12 protein-coding genes are annotated in these 16,965 nt (G+C 59.5%); 5 read left to right on the top strand and 7 right to left on the bottom strand.

Features of this window, described 5'->3' with window-relative positions:
* Nucleotides 1-49: 49 nt before the first annotated feature.
* Nucleotides 50-1,492: a PTS system trehalose-specific EIIBC component gene (treP, locus tag AC3ZVB_RS10215; RefSeq protein ID WP_490146425.1), complete on the bottom strand. Its 1,443-nt coding sequence runs from the start codon at nucleotides 1,490-1,492 to the stop codon at nucleotides 50-52.
* 237 nt (nucleotides 1,493-1,729) lie between these two features.
* On the opposite strand from treP, the gene treR reads away from it, so the two are divergent.
* Nucleotides 1,730-2,434, top strand: a complete 705-nt coding sequence (treR, locus tag AC3ZVB_RS10210) for a trehalose operon repressor (protein ID WP_490146424.1) — start codon at nucleotides 1,730-1,732, stop codon at nucleotides 2,432-2,434.
* Between the two features lie 151 nt (nucleotides 2,435-2,585).
* Here treR and guaA read toward each other — a convergent pair whose 3' ends face one another.
* From guaA to AC3ZVB_RS10190, 4 genes are all read right to left on the bottom strand, one after another.
* The gene (gene guaA / locus AC3ZVB_RS10205; RefSeq protein WP_162438725.1) at nucleotides 2,586-4,163 is read right to left on the bottom strand and encodes a glutamine-hydrolyzing GMP synthase; all 1,578 of its coding nucleotides are present in this window, start codon (nucleotides 4,161-4,163) and stop codon (nucleotides 2,586-2,588) included.
* A gap of 99 nt (nucleotides 4,164-4,262) precedes the next feature.
* The gene (gene guaB, locus AC3ZVB_RS10200) at nucleotides 4,263-5,732 is read right to left on the bottom strand and encodes an IMP dehydrogenase (protein WP_162438724.1); all 1,470 of its coding nucleotides are present in this window, start codon (nucleotides 5,730-5,732) and stop codon (nucleotides 4,263-4,265) included.
* Between the two features lie 240 nt (nucleotides 5,733-5,972).
* A complete protein-coding gene (locus AC3ZVB_RS10195; protein WP_162438723.1) occupies nucleotides 5,973-6,521 on the bottom strand; it encodes a sugar ABC transporter ATPase in 549 nt (182 codons plus the stop codon).
* 190 nt (nucleotides 6,522-6,711) lie between these two features.
* Nucleotides 6,712-7,479, bottom strand: coding sequence for a sulfite exporter TauE/SafE family protein (locus AC3ZVB_RS10190; RefSeq protein ID WP_162438722.1), 768 nt, complete (start codon nucleotides 7,477-7,479; stop codon nucleotides 6,712-6,714).
* Between the two features lie 100 nt (nucleotides 7,480-7,579).
* On the opposite strand from AC3ZVB_RS10190, the gene AC3ZVB_RS10185 reads away from it, so the two are divergent.
* The 3 genes from AC3ZVB_RS10185 (at nucleotide 7,580) to AC3ZVB_RS10175 (ending at nucleotide 10,805) form a co-directional block, all read left to right on the top strand.
* The gene (locus AC3ZVB_RS10185; RefSeq protein WP_490146423.1) at nucleotides 7,580-8,476 is read left to right on the top strand and encodes a LysR family transcriptional regulator; all 897 of its coding nucleotides are present in this window, start codon (nucleotides 7,580-7,582) and stop codon (nucleotides 8,474-8,476) included.
* A 124-nt stretch (nucleotides 8,477-8,600) separates the two neighbouring features.
* Nucleotides 8,601-9,980: an exodeoxyribonuclease VII large subunit gene (xseA, locus tag AC3ZVB_RS10180; protein WP_194692762.1), complete on the top strand. Its 1,380-nt coding sequence runs from the start codon at nucleotides 8,601-8,603 to the stop codon at nucleotides 9,978-9,980.
* A gap of 3 nt (nucleotides 9,981-9,983) precedes the next feature.
* Nucleotides 9,984-10,805 (top strand): peptidoglycan DD-metalloendopeptidase family protein, encoded by an 822-nt coding sequence (locus AC3ZVB_RS10175; protein ID WP_162438720.1) that lies wholly within the window; start codon nucleotides 9,984-9,986, stop codon nucleotides 10,803-10,805.
* 195 nt (nucleotides 10,806-11,000) lie between these two features.
* Here the strand turns inward: AC3ZVB_RS10175 and AC3ZVB_RS10170 are convergent, their stop codons facing one another.
* Together AC3ZVB_RS10170 and purL are read right to left on the bottom strand one after the other, a co-directional pair.
* The gene (locus tag AC3ZVB_RS10170; RefSeq protein ID WP_162438719.1) at nucleotides 11,001-11,312 is read right to left on the bottom strand and encodes a YqfO family protein; all 312 of its coding nucleotides are present in this window, start codon (nucleotides 11,310-11,312) and stop codon (nucleotides 11,001-11,003) included.
* 5 nt (nucleotides 11,313-11,317) lie between these two features.
* On the bottom strand, nucleotides 11,318-15,214 hold the full coding sequence (gene purL / locus AC3ZVB_RS10165) for a phosphoribosylformylglycinamidine synthase (protein WP_490146422.1): 3,897 nt from the start codon (nucleotides 15,212-15,214) through the stop codon (nucleotides 11,318-11,320).
* A gap of 274 nt (nucleotides 15,215-15,488) precedes the next feature.
* Here purL and mltF point away from each other — a divergent pair, with 274 nt between their 5' ends.
* On the top strand, nucleotides 15,489-16,949 hold the full coding sequence (mltF, locus tag AC3ZVB_RS10160) for a membrane-bound lytic murein transglycosylase MltF (RefSeq protein ID WP_162438717.1): 1,461 nt from the start codon (nucleotides 15,489-15,491) through the stop codon (nucleotides 16,947-16,949).
* Nucleotides 16,950-16,965: the final 16 nt, after the last annotated feature.

The raw sequence follows: 16,965 nt of genomic DNA, 5'->3' as shown, positions 1-16,965 counted from the left end.
ACAAGGCGTGCGCCCTGTAGGAGCACCGCTTGCTCGCGATAGCGGTTTGTCAGGCGACCCGGTATCCAGGCCGGACAATTTTCATGCTCAACCCGCAGGTCAAAACAAACGGCACGACCATGGCGATGATCATCCCGATCACGAACATCGGAATGAACGCTGGAACGATCGAGATAAATCCGGGCAAGCCGCCGACGCCAATCGCCGAGGCCGTGACCTTGTTCAATGACAGGAAAATGCACCCCAGCGCCGAGCCGATCAGCGCGGCGTAGAACGGAAATTTGTAGCGCAGGTTGACCCCGAACATGGCCGGTTCCGTGATGCCGAAATAAGCGGAAATCGCCGAAGTGGAGGCCATGCTTTTGTCCCGAACATTGCGGGTCATGTAGAACACCGCCAGCGCGGCGCTGCCTTGGGCGAGGTTGGACATGACAATCATCGGCCAGATAAACGTGCCGCCCTGGGTGGATATAAGCTGCAGGTCCACCGCCAGGAACATGTGGTGCATGCCCGTGATCACCAGCGGCGCATACAGCAGGCCAAAAATCGCCCCGCCCACCATCGGCGCCAGGTCGAACAACAGCACCACGCCTTCGGTGATGAGGATCCCCAGGTGCCGGGTGACCGGACCGATCACGGCCAATGCCAGCACGCCGGTGACCACGATGGTGGTGATGGGCACCACCAGCAATTGAATGGCGTTAGGCACCCGCGCCCGCAGCCATTTCTCGATCACGCTCATCACATACGCGGCCAGCAGGATCGGCAGAATCTGCCCTTGATAACCGACCTTTTCGATCTGAAACCATCCGAGGATGTCGAAGTACGGCAGGCTTTGGCCGTCCAGCCCCGCGACGGCCTTGCCATAGTTCCAGGCGTTGAGCAGATCGGGGTGTACCAGCATCAGGCCGAGTACGATGCCGAGGATTTCGCTCCCGCCAAAACGCTTGGCCGCCGACCAGCCCACCAGTGCCGGCAGGAACACGAACGAGGTATTGGCCATCAGGTTGATCAGGCTCCAGAGGCCGTCGAGCGAGGGATACGCTTCAAGCAGGGTCTGGCCCTCAATGAACATGCCCTTGGCGCCGATCAGGTTGTTGATGCCCATCAGCAGGCCGGCAATGATCAGCGCCGGCAGGATCGGCATGAACACGTCGGAAAACACCCGCACCAGACGCTGCACAGCGTTGATTTTTTCAGCACTTTTCTGTTTGACGTCGGCGATGGTTGACGCGGCCAGACCGGTTTGACGGCGCAGTTCGGCGTAGACCTTTTCCACCTCGCCGGGGCCAATGACCACCTGGAACAAGCCACCGGTAAAGAACGAACCCTTGACCAGATCGACCTGGTTCAACGTGGCGCTGTTGACCAGGCTTGGGTCCTTGAGCGCAAGGCGCAGGCGCGTGACGCAGTGCGCGGCCTGCTCGAGGTTGTCGCTGCCACCGAGGCTTAACAGCAGCTCGCGGGCGATGTTCGGATAGTCGTGGCTCATGCTAGTTCTTCCGCTGTGGTTTTTTGTTATTGGCAGCACGCCGACGTGAAAAGTACTCGTCTGTACCAGTTAAATCAACAACTCGTACAGACGAGTTACAATTTGTTTAAGCCTGGCGGGTAGACTGAAGGAACCGCCCTACCCACAGAGGGCACGCTTCCAAACCCGCATGGACAATTTCCCACCCTGCCCTTAAGGTTCGAAACCTTCAGTTCAGCGCGGTTCAGAGTCATCACCATGAGCAAATACAACCAGATCTACACCGATCTGCTTGCCAGCATCACCACCGAACGGCTGGAACGTGGCGCCCGGCTGCCTTCCGAAACTGAATTGATGGACAGCTATCAGGCCAGCCGCGGCACGGTGCGCAAGGCCATCGAGCAACTTCAGGAGCGCGGTTTCGCTCAGAAAGTCCATGGCAAAGGCACGTTTGTCCTGTCCACTAACCCCATCGAATTTCAGCTGGGGGGCATCGTCAGTTTCCAGGAGACCTGGCCCCGGCTGGGCAATGACGTCAGCACCGAGGTGGTCGAATTCAGCCAGTCCCCTCTGGAAGGTGCACTGCTGGAACATATCCAGGCGGAAGAAGGCAGCTTGATCACGCGGATCAAGCGTGTACGCAGAATCGACGGCAAACGCGTGATTCTCGACATCAACCATTTCGTCAGCGACGTGATCCCAGGCCTGTCACGCGAAATCGCCGAGCACTCGATCTACGCCTACATCGAGCAAACCCTGCAGCTGCAAATCGCCTATGCACAGCGCACCATCGAAGCCGTGCCACGCAACAAGGACGATCAGCAGCATCTGGACCTGGACGATCAGAGCCATGTGATTGTGGTGAGCAACCAGACGTTTTTGCAGGACGGACGGCAGTTCGAGTACACCGAATCGCGGCATACGCTGGACAAGTTCTACTTTTCGGATGTGGCGCGGCGCTGACACGTCACCTCTCGAAATACGTTTGATGAGACATGTAGTGGTCTCTACTTCGAGCGCCTGACCCGCACCCATGAAAAAAGCCGTGTGAAATCAGATTTCACACGGCTTTTCAGGGTTGCCCGCCATCAAGTCAACAGGGGAACGTGCGGGATCACTCCCACTCAATCGTCGCCGGCGGCTTGCTCGACACGTCGTAAGTGACGCGGGAAATGCCTTCGATTTCGTTGATGATGCGGCCGCTGACGGTTTCCAGCAGTTCGTAAGGCAGGTGTGCCCAACGCGCAGTCATGAAGTCGATGGTTTCAACGGCACGCAGGGCCACGACCCAGGCGTAACGGCGGCCATCGCCAACAACGCCAACCGATTTCACTGGCTGGAACACCACGAATGCCTGGCTGACCTTGTGGTACCAATCGGCTTTGCGCAGTTCTTCGATGAAGATGTGGTCGGCGCGACGCAGCAGGTCGGCGTATTCCTTCTTCACTTCACCGAGGATGCGAACGCCAAGGCCCGGGCCCGGGAACGGGTGACGGTAGACCATGTCGTACGGCAGGCCGAGTTCCAGGCCCAGACGACGGACTTCGTCCTTGAACAGCTCGCGCAGGGGTTCAACCAGCTTGAGGTTCATTTCTTCCGGCAGGCCGCCCACGTTGTGGTGCGACTTGATGACGTGAGCCTTGCCGCTTTTGGCGCCAGCCGACTCGATCACGTCCGGGTAGATGGTGCCTTGGGCGAGGTACTTGATGTTGTCCAGTTTGTTGGACTGGGCATCGAATACGTCGATGAAGGTACGGCCGATGATCTTGCGTTTCTTCTCTGGATCGGACTCGCCGGCCAGGTTGTCGAGGAACTGATCTTCGGCGTTGGCACGGATCACCTTGACGCCCATGTTCTCGGCGAACATGGCCATCACTTGCTCACCTTCGTGCAGACGCAGCAGGCCGTTGTCGACGAAGACGCAGGTCAGTTGGTCGCCAATGGCTTTGTGCAGCAGTGCGGCAACCACGGAGGAGTCAACGCCGCCGGACAGGCCGAGCAGTACGTTGTCAGTGCCGACCTGGGCGCGAATGTTGGCGATGGCGTCTTCAGCAATTTTCGAAGGCGTCCACAGGGCTTCGCAGCCGCAGATGTCGAGGATGAAGCGCGACAGGATGCGACCGCCCTGTTTGGTGTGGGTCACTTCCGGGTGGAACTGCACGCCGTAATAGCCGCGAGCGTCGTCGAACATGCCGGCAATCGGGCAGCTCGGGGTGCTGGCGAGGATGTGGAAGTCCTGAGGCATTTTGGTGACTTTGTCACCGTGGCTCATCCACACGTCGAGGCCGAACAGGCCGTCAGCGTCGATGTGGTCTTCGATGCCGTCGAGCAGGCGGCTCTTGCCGACGACGTCGACACGGGCGTAACCGAACTCACGCAACTCGGAGCCTTCTACCTTGCCACCCAGCTGTTCAGCCATGGTCTGCATGCCGTAGCAGATACCGAAGACTGGTACGCCAAGGTCAAATACCGCTTGCGGGCAGCGAGGGCTGTTGGCTTCGTGCACGGACTCCGGGCCGCCGGCGAGAATGACGCCTTTTGGTGCGAATTCGCGAATCGCGTCTTCATCCATGTCGAACGGATGCAGTTCGCAGTACACGCCGATTTCACGCACGCGGCGAGCAATCAGCTGGGTGTACTGGGAACCGAAATCGAGGATCAGGATGCGGTGAGCGTGAATGTCGAGGGCCATGATTCAGTCTCGTCTAAATAATTCAGAAACAGTCGTGATTCAGAAACAACTCGGGGCTGAATCAAACAGCCCCGGTTACTTAACTTTTTGCTGGAAGGCTCAACCTACGCGGTAGTTTGGCGCTTCTTTGGTGATCTGCACGTCGTGAACATGGGACTCGGCCATGCCAGCGCCGGTGATCCGCACGAACTCAGGCTTGGTGCGCATTTCTTCGATGTCGGCACTGCCGGTGTAACCCATCGAGGAACGCAGGCCGCCCATCAGTTGATGGATGATGGCGCTCAGGGTGCCCTTGTAAGGAACACGCCCTTCAATGCCTTCCGGAACCAGCTTCTCGGCGCCTGCCGAAGAGTCCTGGAAGTAGCGGTCGGAGGAACCTTGAGCCTGGGACATGGCGCCCAGCGAACCCATGCCACGGTAAGCCTTGTACGAACGGCCCTGGAACAGTTCGATCTCGCCTGGCGCTTCTTCAGTACCGGCGAACATCGAGCCCATCATCACGCAGGAAGCACCGGCAACGATGGCCTTGGACAGGTCACCGGAGAAACGGATGCCGCCGTCGGCGATCAACGGAACGCCCGTGCCTTCAAGGGCAGCAGCGACGTTGGCGATGGCACTGATTTGCGGGACGCCGACACCGGCGACGATACGGGTGGTGCAGATCGAGCCAGGGCCGATACCGACCTTGACTGCGTCAGCGCCCGCTTCGGCCAGGGCCAGGGCGGCAGCGCCGGTGGCGATGTTGCCGCCGATGACCTGCACTTCAGGGAAGTTCTGCTTGACCCAGCGAACGCGGTCGATCACGCCCTTGGAGTGACCGTGAGCGGTGTCGACCACCACCACGTCAACACCGGCGTTGACCAGCGCAGCAACACGATCACCGGTGTCTTTACCGGTACCGACTGCAGCACCTACGCGCAGACGACCTTGATCGTCCTTGCTGGCCAGCGGGTAAGCCTTGGCTTTTTCGATGTCGTTGACGGTCATCATGCCTTTGAGGGCGAATTTGTCGTCGACGATCAACACACGTTCGATACGGTGCTTGTGCAACAGCTCGCGAACGTCGTTCTTGTCGGCACCTTCCTTGACAGTGACCAGGCGCTCTTTAGGCGTCATCACTTCGCGGACAGTAGCTTCCAGACGATTTTCGAAACGCACGTCACGGGAAGTCACGATGCCGACGAGGTCGCCATTGTGCAGTACCGGAACGCCGGAGATGTTGTGCATGCGGGTGAGTTCGAACAGTTCACGAACCGTGGCGTCAGCCTCGATGGTGATCGGGTCCTTGACCACGCCGGCCTCGTAACGCTTGACCTTGCGCACTTCGGCAGCTTGCTGCTCGATGGTCATGTTCTTGTGGATAATGCCGATGCCACCTTCCTGAGCCATGGCAATTGCCAGACGGGCTTCAGTGACGGTGTCCATGGCGGCAGAAACCAGGGGAATATTCAGCTCGATGCCACGGGTTAGGCGGGTCTTGAGACTGACTTCGTTAGGAAGCACCTCTGAATAACCAGGCACTAGGAGAATGTCGTCGAATGTCAGAGCTTCTTGGCTGATACGCAGCATCGCGGGGGCTCCCGAGCGGGAAAATGGAAGCGCGCCATTATAGTCAGACACCCCCTCGGGTTCAATGTAAAACTCTGGGTATTATTGTCATTACTGATATACGGGGATTACTGCACGAATTTGCGGGCACCGCTGCATTTATGTAGGAGCTGCCGAAGGCTGCGATCTTTGATCTTGATTTTAAAAAACAAGATAAAAAGATCGCAGCCTTCGGCAGCTCCTACAGGGGGTTGTGGTGCTTCAGAGTTCGACTTTCACCCAGCTGACCGGCTGATCGAGCCAATCGGCAAACTCGTCGATAAAGCTCTGCTTGAACCCGGCCTCGGCCCAGTTGTTGAAGATGAACCCCAGGTTGGAAAACCCGCATTCCTGCAAAAACAGAAATCCGTTGATGTCATCTTCATGCCCGCATTCAGGGCAGGTGAAGTTGTCGGTACGCCCCGGCATCCACTCTTCCAGACTTTCAAACAACGCTTCGCCGATTTCCTTGCGGCACTCGGCACAGCCCGCCTCCTCCAGGAAACCCTTGGCCGGGGTATAGATGCAGCGTTTGGTGATGATCTCCAGGCCATTGACCGGTTCACCAAACGGCAGTGCTTCCGGGTGCAGCACGACCGCGCGTGCGCCGTCGCCGATGGCATGGGCCATTCGATTGCCGGTTCGGCCACAGGTGGTCAGTTCTTCCTTGATGATGTTCTTGCGCACCAGCCAGCGCACGATCGCCCGCGCCCGGGGTTCGTGCACCGGCAGTGTAGAAATTTTCGGGACGATGATGCTTTGGGAATTCATGGTGCAAGCCTGCTCATACTGAATGATCCACCCTTGTAGGAGTGAGCCTGCTCCGGGCGGCGTTCCGACGATGGCGGTGGATCAGTCAATATTGATTTGGCTGATACACCGCCATCGTCGGAACGCCGCCCGGAGCAAGCTCACTCCTACAGGGTTTGCGGCCGGCAGCTTAATCCCTGACAAGCACAGGTCAAGTACTCAAATACCGCCCGATCAAGGCAATTCCACTCGCCAGGACCAACCAGGTCACAAGCCGCACGAATGCCTCGCGGGACAATCGCAGGGTCAGCCGCCGGCCGATCCATAGCCCTAACGCCATCGCGGGTAACAGACACAGCGCCAGTACCAACAAGGGTAGCTCGGCATACACGCCTGCGACGGCAAACAGGCTCAAACGCACCACCGTGCTGCAGCTGATCAGCGCGCTTTGGGTCGCGCGGGCCGCTTCCTTGGGCAGCCGACTGTTCAAATAGATCGCATATAAAAAGCCGCCACTGCCAAACAACGCACCGAACATCCCGCCCACCGTGCCCATGGGCACTGCCCAACCGACCGACAACTGCGCCGGCCGTTTTTTGACCCACAAGCTATAGACCGCATAGGCACTGATGAACAGACCCATCAGTAACAGCAGCAGATCAGATTTCAGGTTGAGCAGAAAGATCACCCCCAACGTGCACCCCACTGCCATACAGGGCAACAGCCGCAGCAATTCGGGTTTCGCCACCTCCTTTCGTGAAGGCAGCAAATTGCCAAAGGCCGCCACGAAATCCAGCAAGACCAGCAGCGGCACGATCTTCGACAGCGGCATGAACAGAATCAGAATCGGCCCTGCCACCAGCGCCGTACCGAAGCCGGCAATGCCAAACACGATGTACGCCAGGGCGATACCCAGCCCGATCACCAGCCAATCCGTAGCGCCGAATGGCCACTGGCTCAACAACTCAATAACGTTCATCTGCCCGCCTTCCTTGAACACCTGTCATGACTTTAGCTATCGAGGAGGGTTGCGACTAATATCTTAAAAGTCGCTTACCCATCTCAAAAAGGCATGCCTCGTGTTATCGACCCGGCAACTGCGGTACTTCGTCGAGATCGCCGAATGTGGAAGTTTCAGCACGGCAGCAGAGCGCCTGTTCGTGGCGCAGTCGGCGCTTAGCCGGCAAATCAAGGACATGGAAAGTCGCCTGCAAACGCCGCTATTCGAACGTACCGCCCGCCAGCCCCGACTGACGGCGGCTGGCGAAGCGTTCTTGCCGCGGGCAAAAAACCTGCTGACCGAGTTGAACAAGGCCAGTGAATTGGCCACTCAAGTAGGCAACGGCCAGTTGGGCACTTTGCGCTTGAGTCATTCCAGCACCGTTCCCATGAGTGGTCGCCTGCTGCGTGGCATCATCGACTACCTGGATCAGCAGCCTGGGGTGTCCATGGACATCGTCAAACTCTCTTCCGAGGCGCAACTCGAAGAATTGGCCGAGGGCCGTCTGGATGTCGGGCTGTTGCGCCTGCCCGTGCTGCGTCAACGTGAAGGGGTGCAAATTATTCCTTTATATAAAGAACGCTTGCTGCTGGCCGTTCCACCCAGGCATTGGCTGGCTGTGGATAACCACGCACAGGGCGTCGATCTGGGCCTGCTGAAGGACGAAGCCTTTATCTCGATCCCGCATCCCCAGCGCGGCGGGCTGAGTTACCTGTCGGCTGAGTTGTGCATGCGTCAGGGCTTCTTTCCCAAAGCCGCCAGGGTGGTGTCGCGCAAAACCACGCAACTGCAATTGATCCAGGCCGGATTCGGCATCGCCCTGTTGCCGGAATCGATGCAAGACATTGCACCGCCCGACATCCGCTTCCTGCCGCTGGCTGACCCGGATTGCCAGAGCACCGTGGCCCTCGCCTGCCGGCAGAGCCCGACGGCGCTGACTGAACAGTTCATCCGACATTTCACCGCGCCTATGTAGAAGCTGCCGCAGGCTGCGATCTTTTGATCTGGATTTATATTTTGAAGATCAAAAGTTCGCAGCCTGCGGCAGCACCTACAGGGGATCGTGTATTCCGTTGGAGATTGCCTTTATCATGCGCCCCATGATTAAAGATCCCTTTGCAAGACTCGGCCTGGACCGTGAAGTCCTGACTGTCAGCCAGCTCAACGGCCGCGCGCGGGTGTTGCTTGAAGACGTGTTCAGCAACATCTGGGTCGAAGGCGAAATCTCCAACCTCGCCCGTCCGGCGTCCGGCCATGTGTACTTCACGCTGAAGGACAGCGGCGCCCAGGTGCGTTGCGCGCTGTTTCGGCAGAACGCCGCGCGGGTTCGCCAGGCGCTGAAGGACGGCCTGGCGGTCAAGGTTCGGGGCAAGGTTTCGCTGTTCGAGGGGCGTGGCGACTATCAGTTGATCCTCGATACCGTGGAGCCGGCCGGTGATGGCGCCCTGCGCCTGGCCTTCGATGCCTTGAAGGAAAAGCTCAGCGCCGAAGGTCTGTTCAGTGCCGAACGCAAAGTGCCGCTGCCTGCGCACCCGCAACGCATCGGGATCATCAGTTCGCCGACCGGCGCAGTCATTCGCGACATTATTAGCGTGTTCAGACGCCGTGCTCCGCAGGTACAGCTGACGCTGATTCCAACCGCCGTGCAGGGTCGCGAAGCCACCGCGCAGATTGTTCGTGCGCTGAAGCTGGCCGATGCTCGCGGCTTCGACGCGTTGATCCTGGCTCGCGGCGGTGGTTCGCTGGAAGACCTCTGGTGTTTCAACGAAGAGGCCGTAGCCCGTGCCGTGGACGCCTGCGTGACGCCGATTGTCAGCGCCGTCGGGCATGAAACCGACGTGTCGATCAGTGACTTCGTCGCCGACGTGCGCGCACCAACGCCGTCCGCCGCCGCCGAGCTGCTGGCACCGGATTCCAGCGATCTGGTTCGCCGGGTCGAAAGCCTGCATCGACGTCTGGTCATGCGTATTCGCGATCGTCTGATGCGCGACCGTCTGCGCCTGGAAGGCATGTCACGTCGTCTGCGTCATCCCGGCGAACGCCTGCGTCAGCAAGCGCAACGCCTGGACGACCTGGACATGCGCATGCGCCGCGCGTTCGAACGCAACCTTAATACCCGTCGCGAGCGGTTGATCCGACTGGAAACACGCCTTGCCGGCCAGCATCCGGGCCGGCAACTGGCGATGTTGCGCCAGCGCCTCGACAGCCTTGCCGAACGCCTGCCCCGCGCCATGCGTGAAGGCCTTAAAGGCCGGCGTCTGCAGCTGCAAAGCCAGATGCAGACACTGCATGTGGTCAGTCCGCTGGCGACCCTTGGCCGCGGCTACAGCATTCTGCTGGATGAACGCGGCAACGCAATTCGTAACGCCGCCCAGACGCACACCGGCCAGCGCCTGAAAGCCAAGCTTGGCGAAGGCGAGTTGCACGTTCGGGTCGAAGACAATCACCTGACGCCTGTCACCCTTTCTTTACTGGATTGATCCATGCCGCGTTTCTTAGCTTCGCTGTTTCTGCTGTGCCTGACCTTCAACGCCCACGCTGACAGTTACATCACCCGCCTGCTGAACAAGCCAGTACCGGGCGGCGTGGCGGTGGTCGATCTGGGTGCATCCGCCCAGGCGCCGAAAGCCAGCTACCAGGGCAAACCGGTACTGGTGGTCAAGGAACAGAACAACTGGCTGGCCATCGTCGGCGTGCCGTTGACCGTCAAACCGGGCACGCAGCAGGTCACCAGCGGCGGCCGCAACCTGCCCTTCATCGTCGGCAACAAGAAATACCCGGAACAGCACATCACCCTGAAAAATACCCAGCAGGTCAATCCGAACCCGGCAAACCTGAAACGCATCGAGGGTGAACTGGCCGAGCAAATCCAGGCCTACCGCAGCTTCAGCCCGAACACGCCGAGCAACCTGTTGCTGGACAAACCGGTCAACGGCCCACTGTCGAGCAAGTTCGGCGTACGTCGTTTCTTCAACGGCGAAGAACGCAATCCTCACGCCGGACTGGATTTCGCCGTACCTGCCGGCACACCGATCAAGACGCCGGCGGCTGGCAAGGTGATTCTGATCGGCAATTACTTCTTCAATGGCAACACGGTATTCGTCGATCACGGCCAAGGGTTCATCAGCATGTTCTGCCACATGTCGAAGATTGACGTGAAGGTCGGCCAGCAAATGGCCCGCGGTGGTGTAGTCGGCAAGGTTGGCGCAACCGGCCGGGCAACCGGGCCGCACATGCACTGGAACATCAGCTTGAATGATGCACGGGTGGATCCGGCGATTTTTATTGGGGCGTTTCAGCCTTGACTCAAATTCGGCAAATTTCAGCGACGGTTTTTGATCTGGCTTTTGATCTTGATCCACCCGCCCTCGGCTTTCAGGTTGCCATCGCTGGCAGGCCAGCTCTCACGGCTTAAATCTCCACCCACTCATCAAACTCCGGACAATAAAAAACCCGCTGAAAACGCTTCAGCGGGTTTCTCATATCAGCGGTCCAGACGATCAGAAATCCTCAAGCCGCCACACTTCGTAAGCCGGTGTTTCATAGGGATGGCTGAGTTTCAACGCAGCCACTACGGCCACGATCAACTCATCCGCCACCACCAGCTCAACCTTCCACTCCTCAACCTGTTCGACCTGGCCACCTTGCCCAATGAACGGCTGACTGCCGTCCAGCGGGCGAAACTGGCCCAGGCCCAACACCTGCCATGAACAGTGGTCGTAAGCGCCGATTCGCCCGCCACCGGCAGCGAATACAGCGCTCTTGACCAACTCGACATGACTGGCCGGGACGAAGAAAGCGAGCTTGTACACGACGCTTAGTTCACCCACACGCGAGCGTTACGGAACATACGCATCCACGGCGCGTCTTCGTTCCAGTCTTCCGACCGCCACGAGTTCTGCACGGCGCGGAACACGCGCTCCGGGTGCGGCATCATGATGGTCACGCGACCGTCACGGCTGGTCAGCCCAGTGATGCCGCGCGGCGAACCGTTCGGGTTGGCCGGGTAGCTCTCGGTGACCTTGCCGTGGTTGTCGACGAAACGCATCGCTACGCAACCCGACAGATCAGCTTCAAGCAACGCTTCTTCGCTGGCAAATTCGGCGTGACCTTCACCGTGAGCGATGGCGATCGGCATACGCGAACCGGCCATGCCTTGCAGGAAGATCGAGTTCGACTCCTGGACCTGGACCATCGCCACGCGCGCTTCGAATTGCTCGGAACGGTTACGCACGAAGTGCGGCCAGAACTCGCTGCCCGGAATCAGCTCGTGCAGGTTGGACATCATCTGGCAACCGTTGCACACGCCGAGGGTAAAGCTGTCGTTACGTTCGAAGAAGCCCTGGAACGCGTCACGAGCACGGCTGTTGAACAGCGCGGACTTGGCCCAGCCTTCGCCGGCACCCAGTACGTCGCCGTAGGAGAAACCACCGCAAGCGACCAGACCTTTGAACTCGTTCAGGTCGACACGGCCGGCCAGAATGTCGCTCATGTGCACGTCGATCGCGCTGAAACCGGCGCGGTCGAAGGCGGCTGCCATTTCCACCTGACCGTTGACGCCCTGCTCACGCAGTACGGCAACCTGTGGGCGAATGCCTTTCTTGATGTAAGGCGCGGCAACGTTCTGGTTGACGTCGAAGCTCAGCTTGACGCTCAGGCCCGGGTTGTCTTCTTCCAGCAGCACGTCGAATTCTTGCTCGGCACAATCGGCGTTATCACGCAGGCGCTGAATCTGGTAGCTGGTTTCAGCCCAGGTACGCTGCAGCAGACGACGCTGACCTTCGAACACGGTTTCGCCGTTGAAGGTGATGTTGATCTGGCCGTTGTTCATCGGCTGACCGATCACCGACACGCACTCGCCCAGACCGGCAGCGCTGAATTGCGCGAGGATGTCTGGCGTAGCGTCCTGGCGAACCTGAATCACGGCACCCAGTTCTTCGTTGAACAGGATGGCAGCGATGTCGGCGGACGTTTCTGCCAGACCGTCGAGGTTCAGGCTCAGACCGCAGTGACCGGCGAACGCCATTTCCACGGTGCTGGTCAGCAAACCGCCGTCAGAGCGGTCGTGGTAAGCCAGCAAGTGACCGTCGGCGTTGAGGCCCTGGATCACAGCGAAGAAGGCCTTGAGGTCTTCGGCATCGTCAACGTCGGGAGCCTGGGAACCGAGCTTGCCGTGAACCTGGGCCAGGATCGAGGCGCCCATGCGGTTCTGGCCACGGCCCAGATCGATCAGGATCAGGTCGGTGGTGCCCTTGTCCATGCGCAGTTCCGGAGTCAGGGTCTGACGGATGTCAGCCACTGGCGCGAAACCGGTCACGATCAGCGACATCGGCGACGTCACGGTTTTGTCGACGCCTTCGTCGTTCCAGCGCGTGGCCATGGACATGGAGTCCTTGCCCACTGGAATGGTGATGCCCAACTCAGGGCACAATTCCATGCCGACCGCTTTCACGGTGTCGTAAAGGCGTGCGTCTTCACCCGGGTGACCGGCAGCGGACATCCAGTTGGCCGACAGTTTGATGTCGGAAATCTTGTTGATGCGCGAAGCGGCGATGTTGGTCAGGGTTTCACCGATGGCCATACGGCCGGACGCCGGAGCATTCAGCAGTGCCAGCGGAGTACGCTCGCCCATGGCCATGGCTTCACCGGTGTAAACGTCGAAACTGGTGGCAGTGACGGCAACGTCGGCGACCGGAACCTGCCAGGGGCCGACCATCTGATCACGGGCCACGAGGCCGGTGATGGTGCGGTCACCGATGGTGATCAGGAAGCTTTTGCTGGCGACAGCCGGGTGATGCAGAACGCGCTCGACGCAGTCTGCGATCTCCAGGGTGCTCGGATCGAAATCATCGCCCAGTTCGTTTTCACGTACAGCCGAACGGTGCATGCGCGGGGCTTTGCCCAGCAGCACTTCCAGTGGCATGTCCACCGGGCTGTTGCCGAAGTGGCTGTCGGTGACCGTCAGTTGCGGCTCGGCAGTGGCTTCGCCGACGACGGCAAACGGGCAACGCTCGCGTTCGCAGATCGCCTGGAAGCGTTCGAAGTCAGCCGGGCCGACCGCCAGAACGTAACGTTCCTGGGATTCGTTGCTCCAGATTTCGTGCGGGGCCATGCCCGGCTCGTCGTTTGGAATGTTGCGCAGTTCGAAGCGGCCACCACGGTTACCGTCGTTGACCAGTTCCGGGAAGGCATTGGACAGACCACCCGCGCCGACGTCATGGATGAAGCTGATCGGGTTTTTGTCACCCAATTGCCAGCAACGGTCGATGACTTCCTGGCAGCGGCGCTCCATCTCAGGGTTTTCGCGCTGTACAGAGGCGAAGTCGAGGTCCGCCGAGCTCGTACCGGTGGCCATGGAGGAAGCCGCACCGCCGCCCAGACCGATCAACATCGCCGGGCCGCCGAGCACGATCAGCTTGGAGCCGACGGTGATCTCGCCTTTCTGCACGTGTTCGGCACGGATGTTACCCATGCCGCCCGCCAGCATGATCGGCTTGTGGTAGCCACGAACTTCGTCGCCATGCGGGGTAGTGATCGACTGTTCGAAGGTACGGAAGTAACCGGTCAGTGCCGGGCGGCCGAATTCGTTGTTGAACGCGGCACCACCCAGTGGGCCTTCGATCATGATGTCCAGCGCGGTAACGATGCGCTCAGGCTTGCCGTACGGCACTTCCCACGGCTGTTCGAAGCCCGGGATTTGCAGGTTGGATACGGTGAAACCGGTCAGGCCAGCCTTTGGCTTGGCGCCGCGACCGGTGGCACCTTCGTCGCGGATTTCGCCACCGGAACCGGTGGACGCGCCCGGGAACGGGGCAATCGCGGTCGGGTGGTTGTGCGTCTCGACTTTCATCAGGATGTGCACCGGTTCCTGCACCGCACCGTACTGGCGGGTTTCAGGGTCCGGGAAGAAGCGGCCGGCAACGTTACCGACGATCACCGACGCGTTGTCCTTATAAGCAGACAGAACGCCTTCGCTGTGCATCTGGTAGGTGTTCTTGATCATGCCGAACAGGCTTTTTTCCTGGCTCTGACCGTCGATATCCCAACTGGCGTTGAAGATCTTGTGACGGCAGTGCTCGGAGTTCGCTTGGGCAAACATCATCAGTTCGATGTCGTGCGGGTTGCGCTTCAAGCCAATGAAGGCGTTGACCAGATAGTCGATCTCGTCTTCAGCCAGGGCCAGGCCCAGTTCGGTGTTGGCTTTTTCCAGCGCGGCACGGCCGCCACCCAACACATCGATCGCGGTGAGCGGTTTCGGCTCAGCGTGGCTGAACAGGCCGGCGGCTTGTTCGAGGCTTGCGAGAACGATCTGGGTCATGCGGTCGTGCAAGGCGTCCGAGATCAACTGCGCTTCGGTGTCGCTGAACTGGCCGGCAACATAGAAGGCGATGCCGCGCTCAAGGCGCTGGATCTTGGCCAGGCCGCAGTTGCGGGCAATGTCGCTGGCCTTGCTCGACCACGGCGAGATAGTGCCGAAACGCGGTAACACCAGGAACAGACGACCGGTCGGCTCCTGGACAGGAACACTTGGGCCGTACTTCAGAAGGCGCGCAAGCACCTGCTGTTCGTCGCCGGTCAGGACGCCGGTAACTTCGGCGAAGTGAGCGAATTCAGCATACAAGCCGCTGACAGCCGGGACTTTCTGGCTCAGTTGCTCAAGGAGTTTGCTGTGGCGAAAGGCAGAAAGGGCAGGAGCGCCGCGCAGGATCAACATCTTCGGGACAGCCTCGGGAAGGGGTGTGCTTTGAGGCCGTGCATTCTAGCCTAAACCGCCCGCGACATCACCCGAAACGGTACGGGCGGCCATACCCGGGCGTCGGGCTGGGGATTCGAACCTTAAATCGAAGTGCATGCGGGGTTATTTTTGCTGTCACAAATAAGCGTTCAGGCCCATTCCTGCGGGCTCTGGAGCGGTTTTTCGATCTCTAGCAGACTAGCCCTTCGCTGTCGAGATATGGCGCTCGTGGTCCTTTGCGTATACTGCGCAGATGTTTTCCCCAACGGCTTTGCGTCCGCGGTACGCCAAATGGCTGATCGCAACCGGACTCTTCCTGATGCTCAACGGGTGTGTTGATAAACCCAACACACTGGAGCGCGTAAAGGAGGATGGTGTGCTGCGGGTGGTTACCCGAAACAGTCCCGCCACCTACTTTCAGGATCGCAACGGTGAAACCGGCTTCGAATATGAGCTGGTGAAGCGTTTCGCCGACGATCTGGGGGTCGAGCTCAAAATCGAAACCGCCGACAACCTTGATGACCTGTTCAATCAGGTGGGCAAACCTAACGGCCCTGTCATGGCTGCTGCCGGTCTGGTCAGCAGCGAGCAACGCAAGAAGCAAGTGCGGTTTTCCCACTCTTACCTCGAAGTCACCCCCCAGATCATCTATCGCAATGGCCAATCGCGGCCAACCGATGCAGGCGATCTGGTCGGCAAGAAGATCATGGTGCTCAAGGGCAGCACCCACGCCGAACAATTGGCAGAACTGAAAAAGAAATTCCCCGCCATTGAATACGAAGAGTCCGACGCGGTTGAAGTCGTGGACCTGCTGCGGATGGTGGACGAAGGCCAGATCGATCTGACCCTGGTCGACTCCAATGAAGTGGCGATGAACCAGGTCTACTTCACCAACATACGGGTCGCTTTCGATCTCGGCGACGCCAGCAACCAGAGCTGGGCGGTGGCAGCGGGCGAAGACAACAGCCTGCTCAACGAGATCAACAGTTACCTCGACAAAGTGAAGAAGAACGGCACGCTGCAGCGGCTCAAGGATCGCTATTACGGCCACGTCGATGTCCTTGGCTACATGGGCGCCACCACCTTCGCCCAACATTTGCAGCAACGGCTTCCCAAGTACGAACAGCACTTCAAGGCATACGCCAAGAAAGAGAAAGTCGACTGGCGCTTGCTGGCGGCGGTGGGTTATCAGGAGTCCCTGTGGCAACCGGCCGTCACGTCCAAGACGGGCGTTCGGGGGTTGATGATGCTGACCCAGAATACGGCGCAGGCCATGGGCGTCTCCAATCGGCTCGACCCCAAACAAAGCATCATGGGCGGGGCCAAGTACCTGGCCTACATGAAAGATCAGCTGGACGAGTCGATTCAGGAACCCGACCGCACCTGGTTTGCGCTTGCGGCCTACAACGTTGGCAGCGGTCACCTGGATGACGCCCGCAAACTGACGGCCAAGGAAGGGTTGAACCCGGACAAATGGCTGGACGTGAAGAAGATCCTGCCGCGCCTGTCCCAGAAGCAGTGGTACAGCAAAACCCGCTACGGCTACGCCCGAGGCGGCGAGCCAGTGCACTTTGTGGCGAACATTCGGCGCTACTACGACATTCTGACCTGGGTCACGCAGCCGCAGCTTGAAGGCGATCAAGTGGCCGAGGGCAACCTGCATGTACCGGGCATCGACAAGACCAAGCCGAGCCAGGAAACGCCGCAGCTTTAAAGCAAAGATCGCAGCC

It is taken from the genome of Pseudomonas sp. MDV22-iso1 (assembly GCF_058145095.1).
This window is presented reverse-complemented; position numbering and strand designations above follow the sequence as displayed.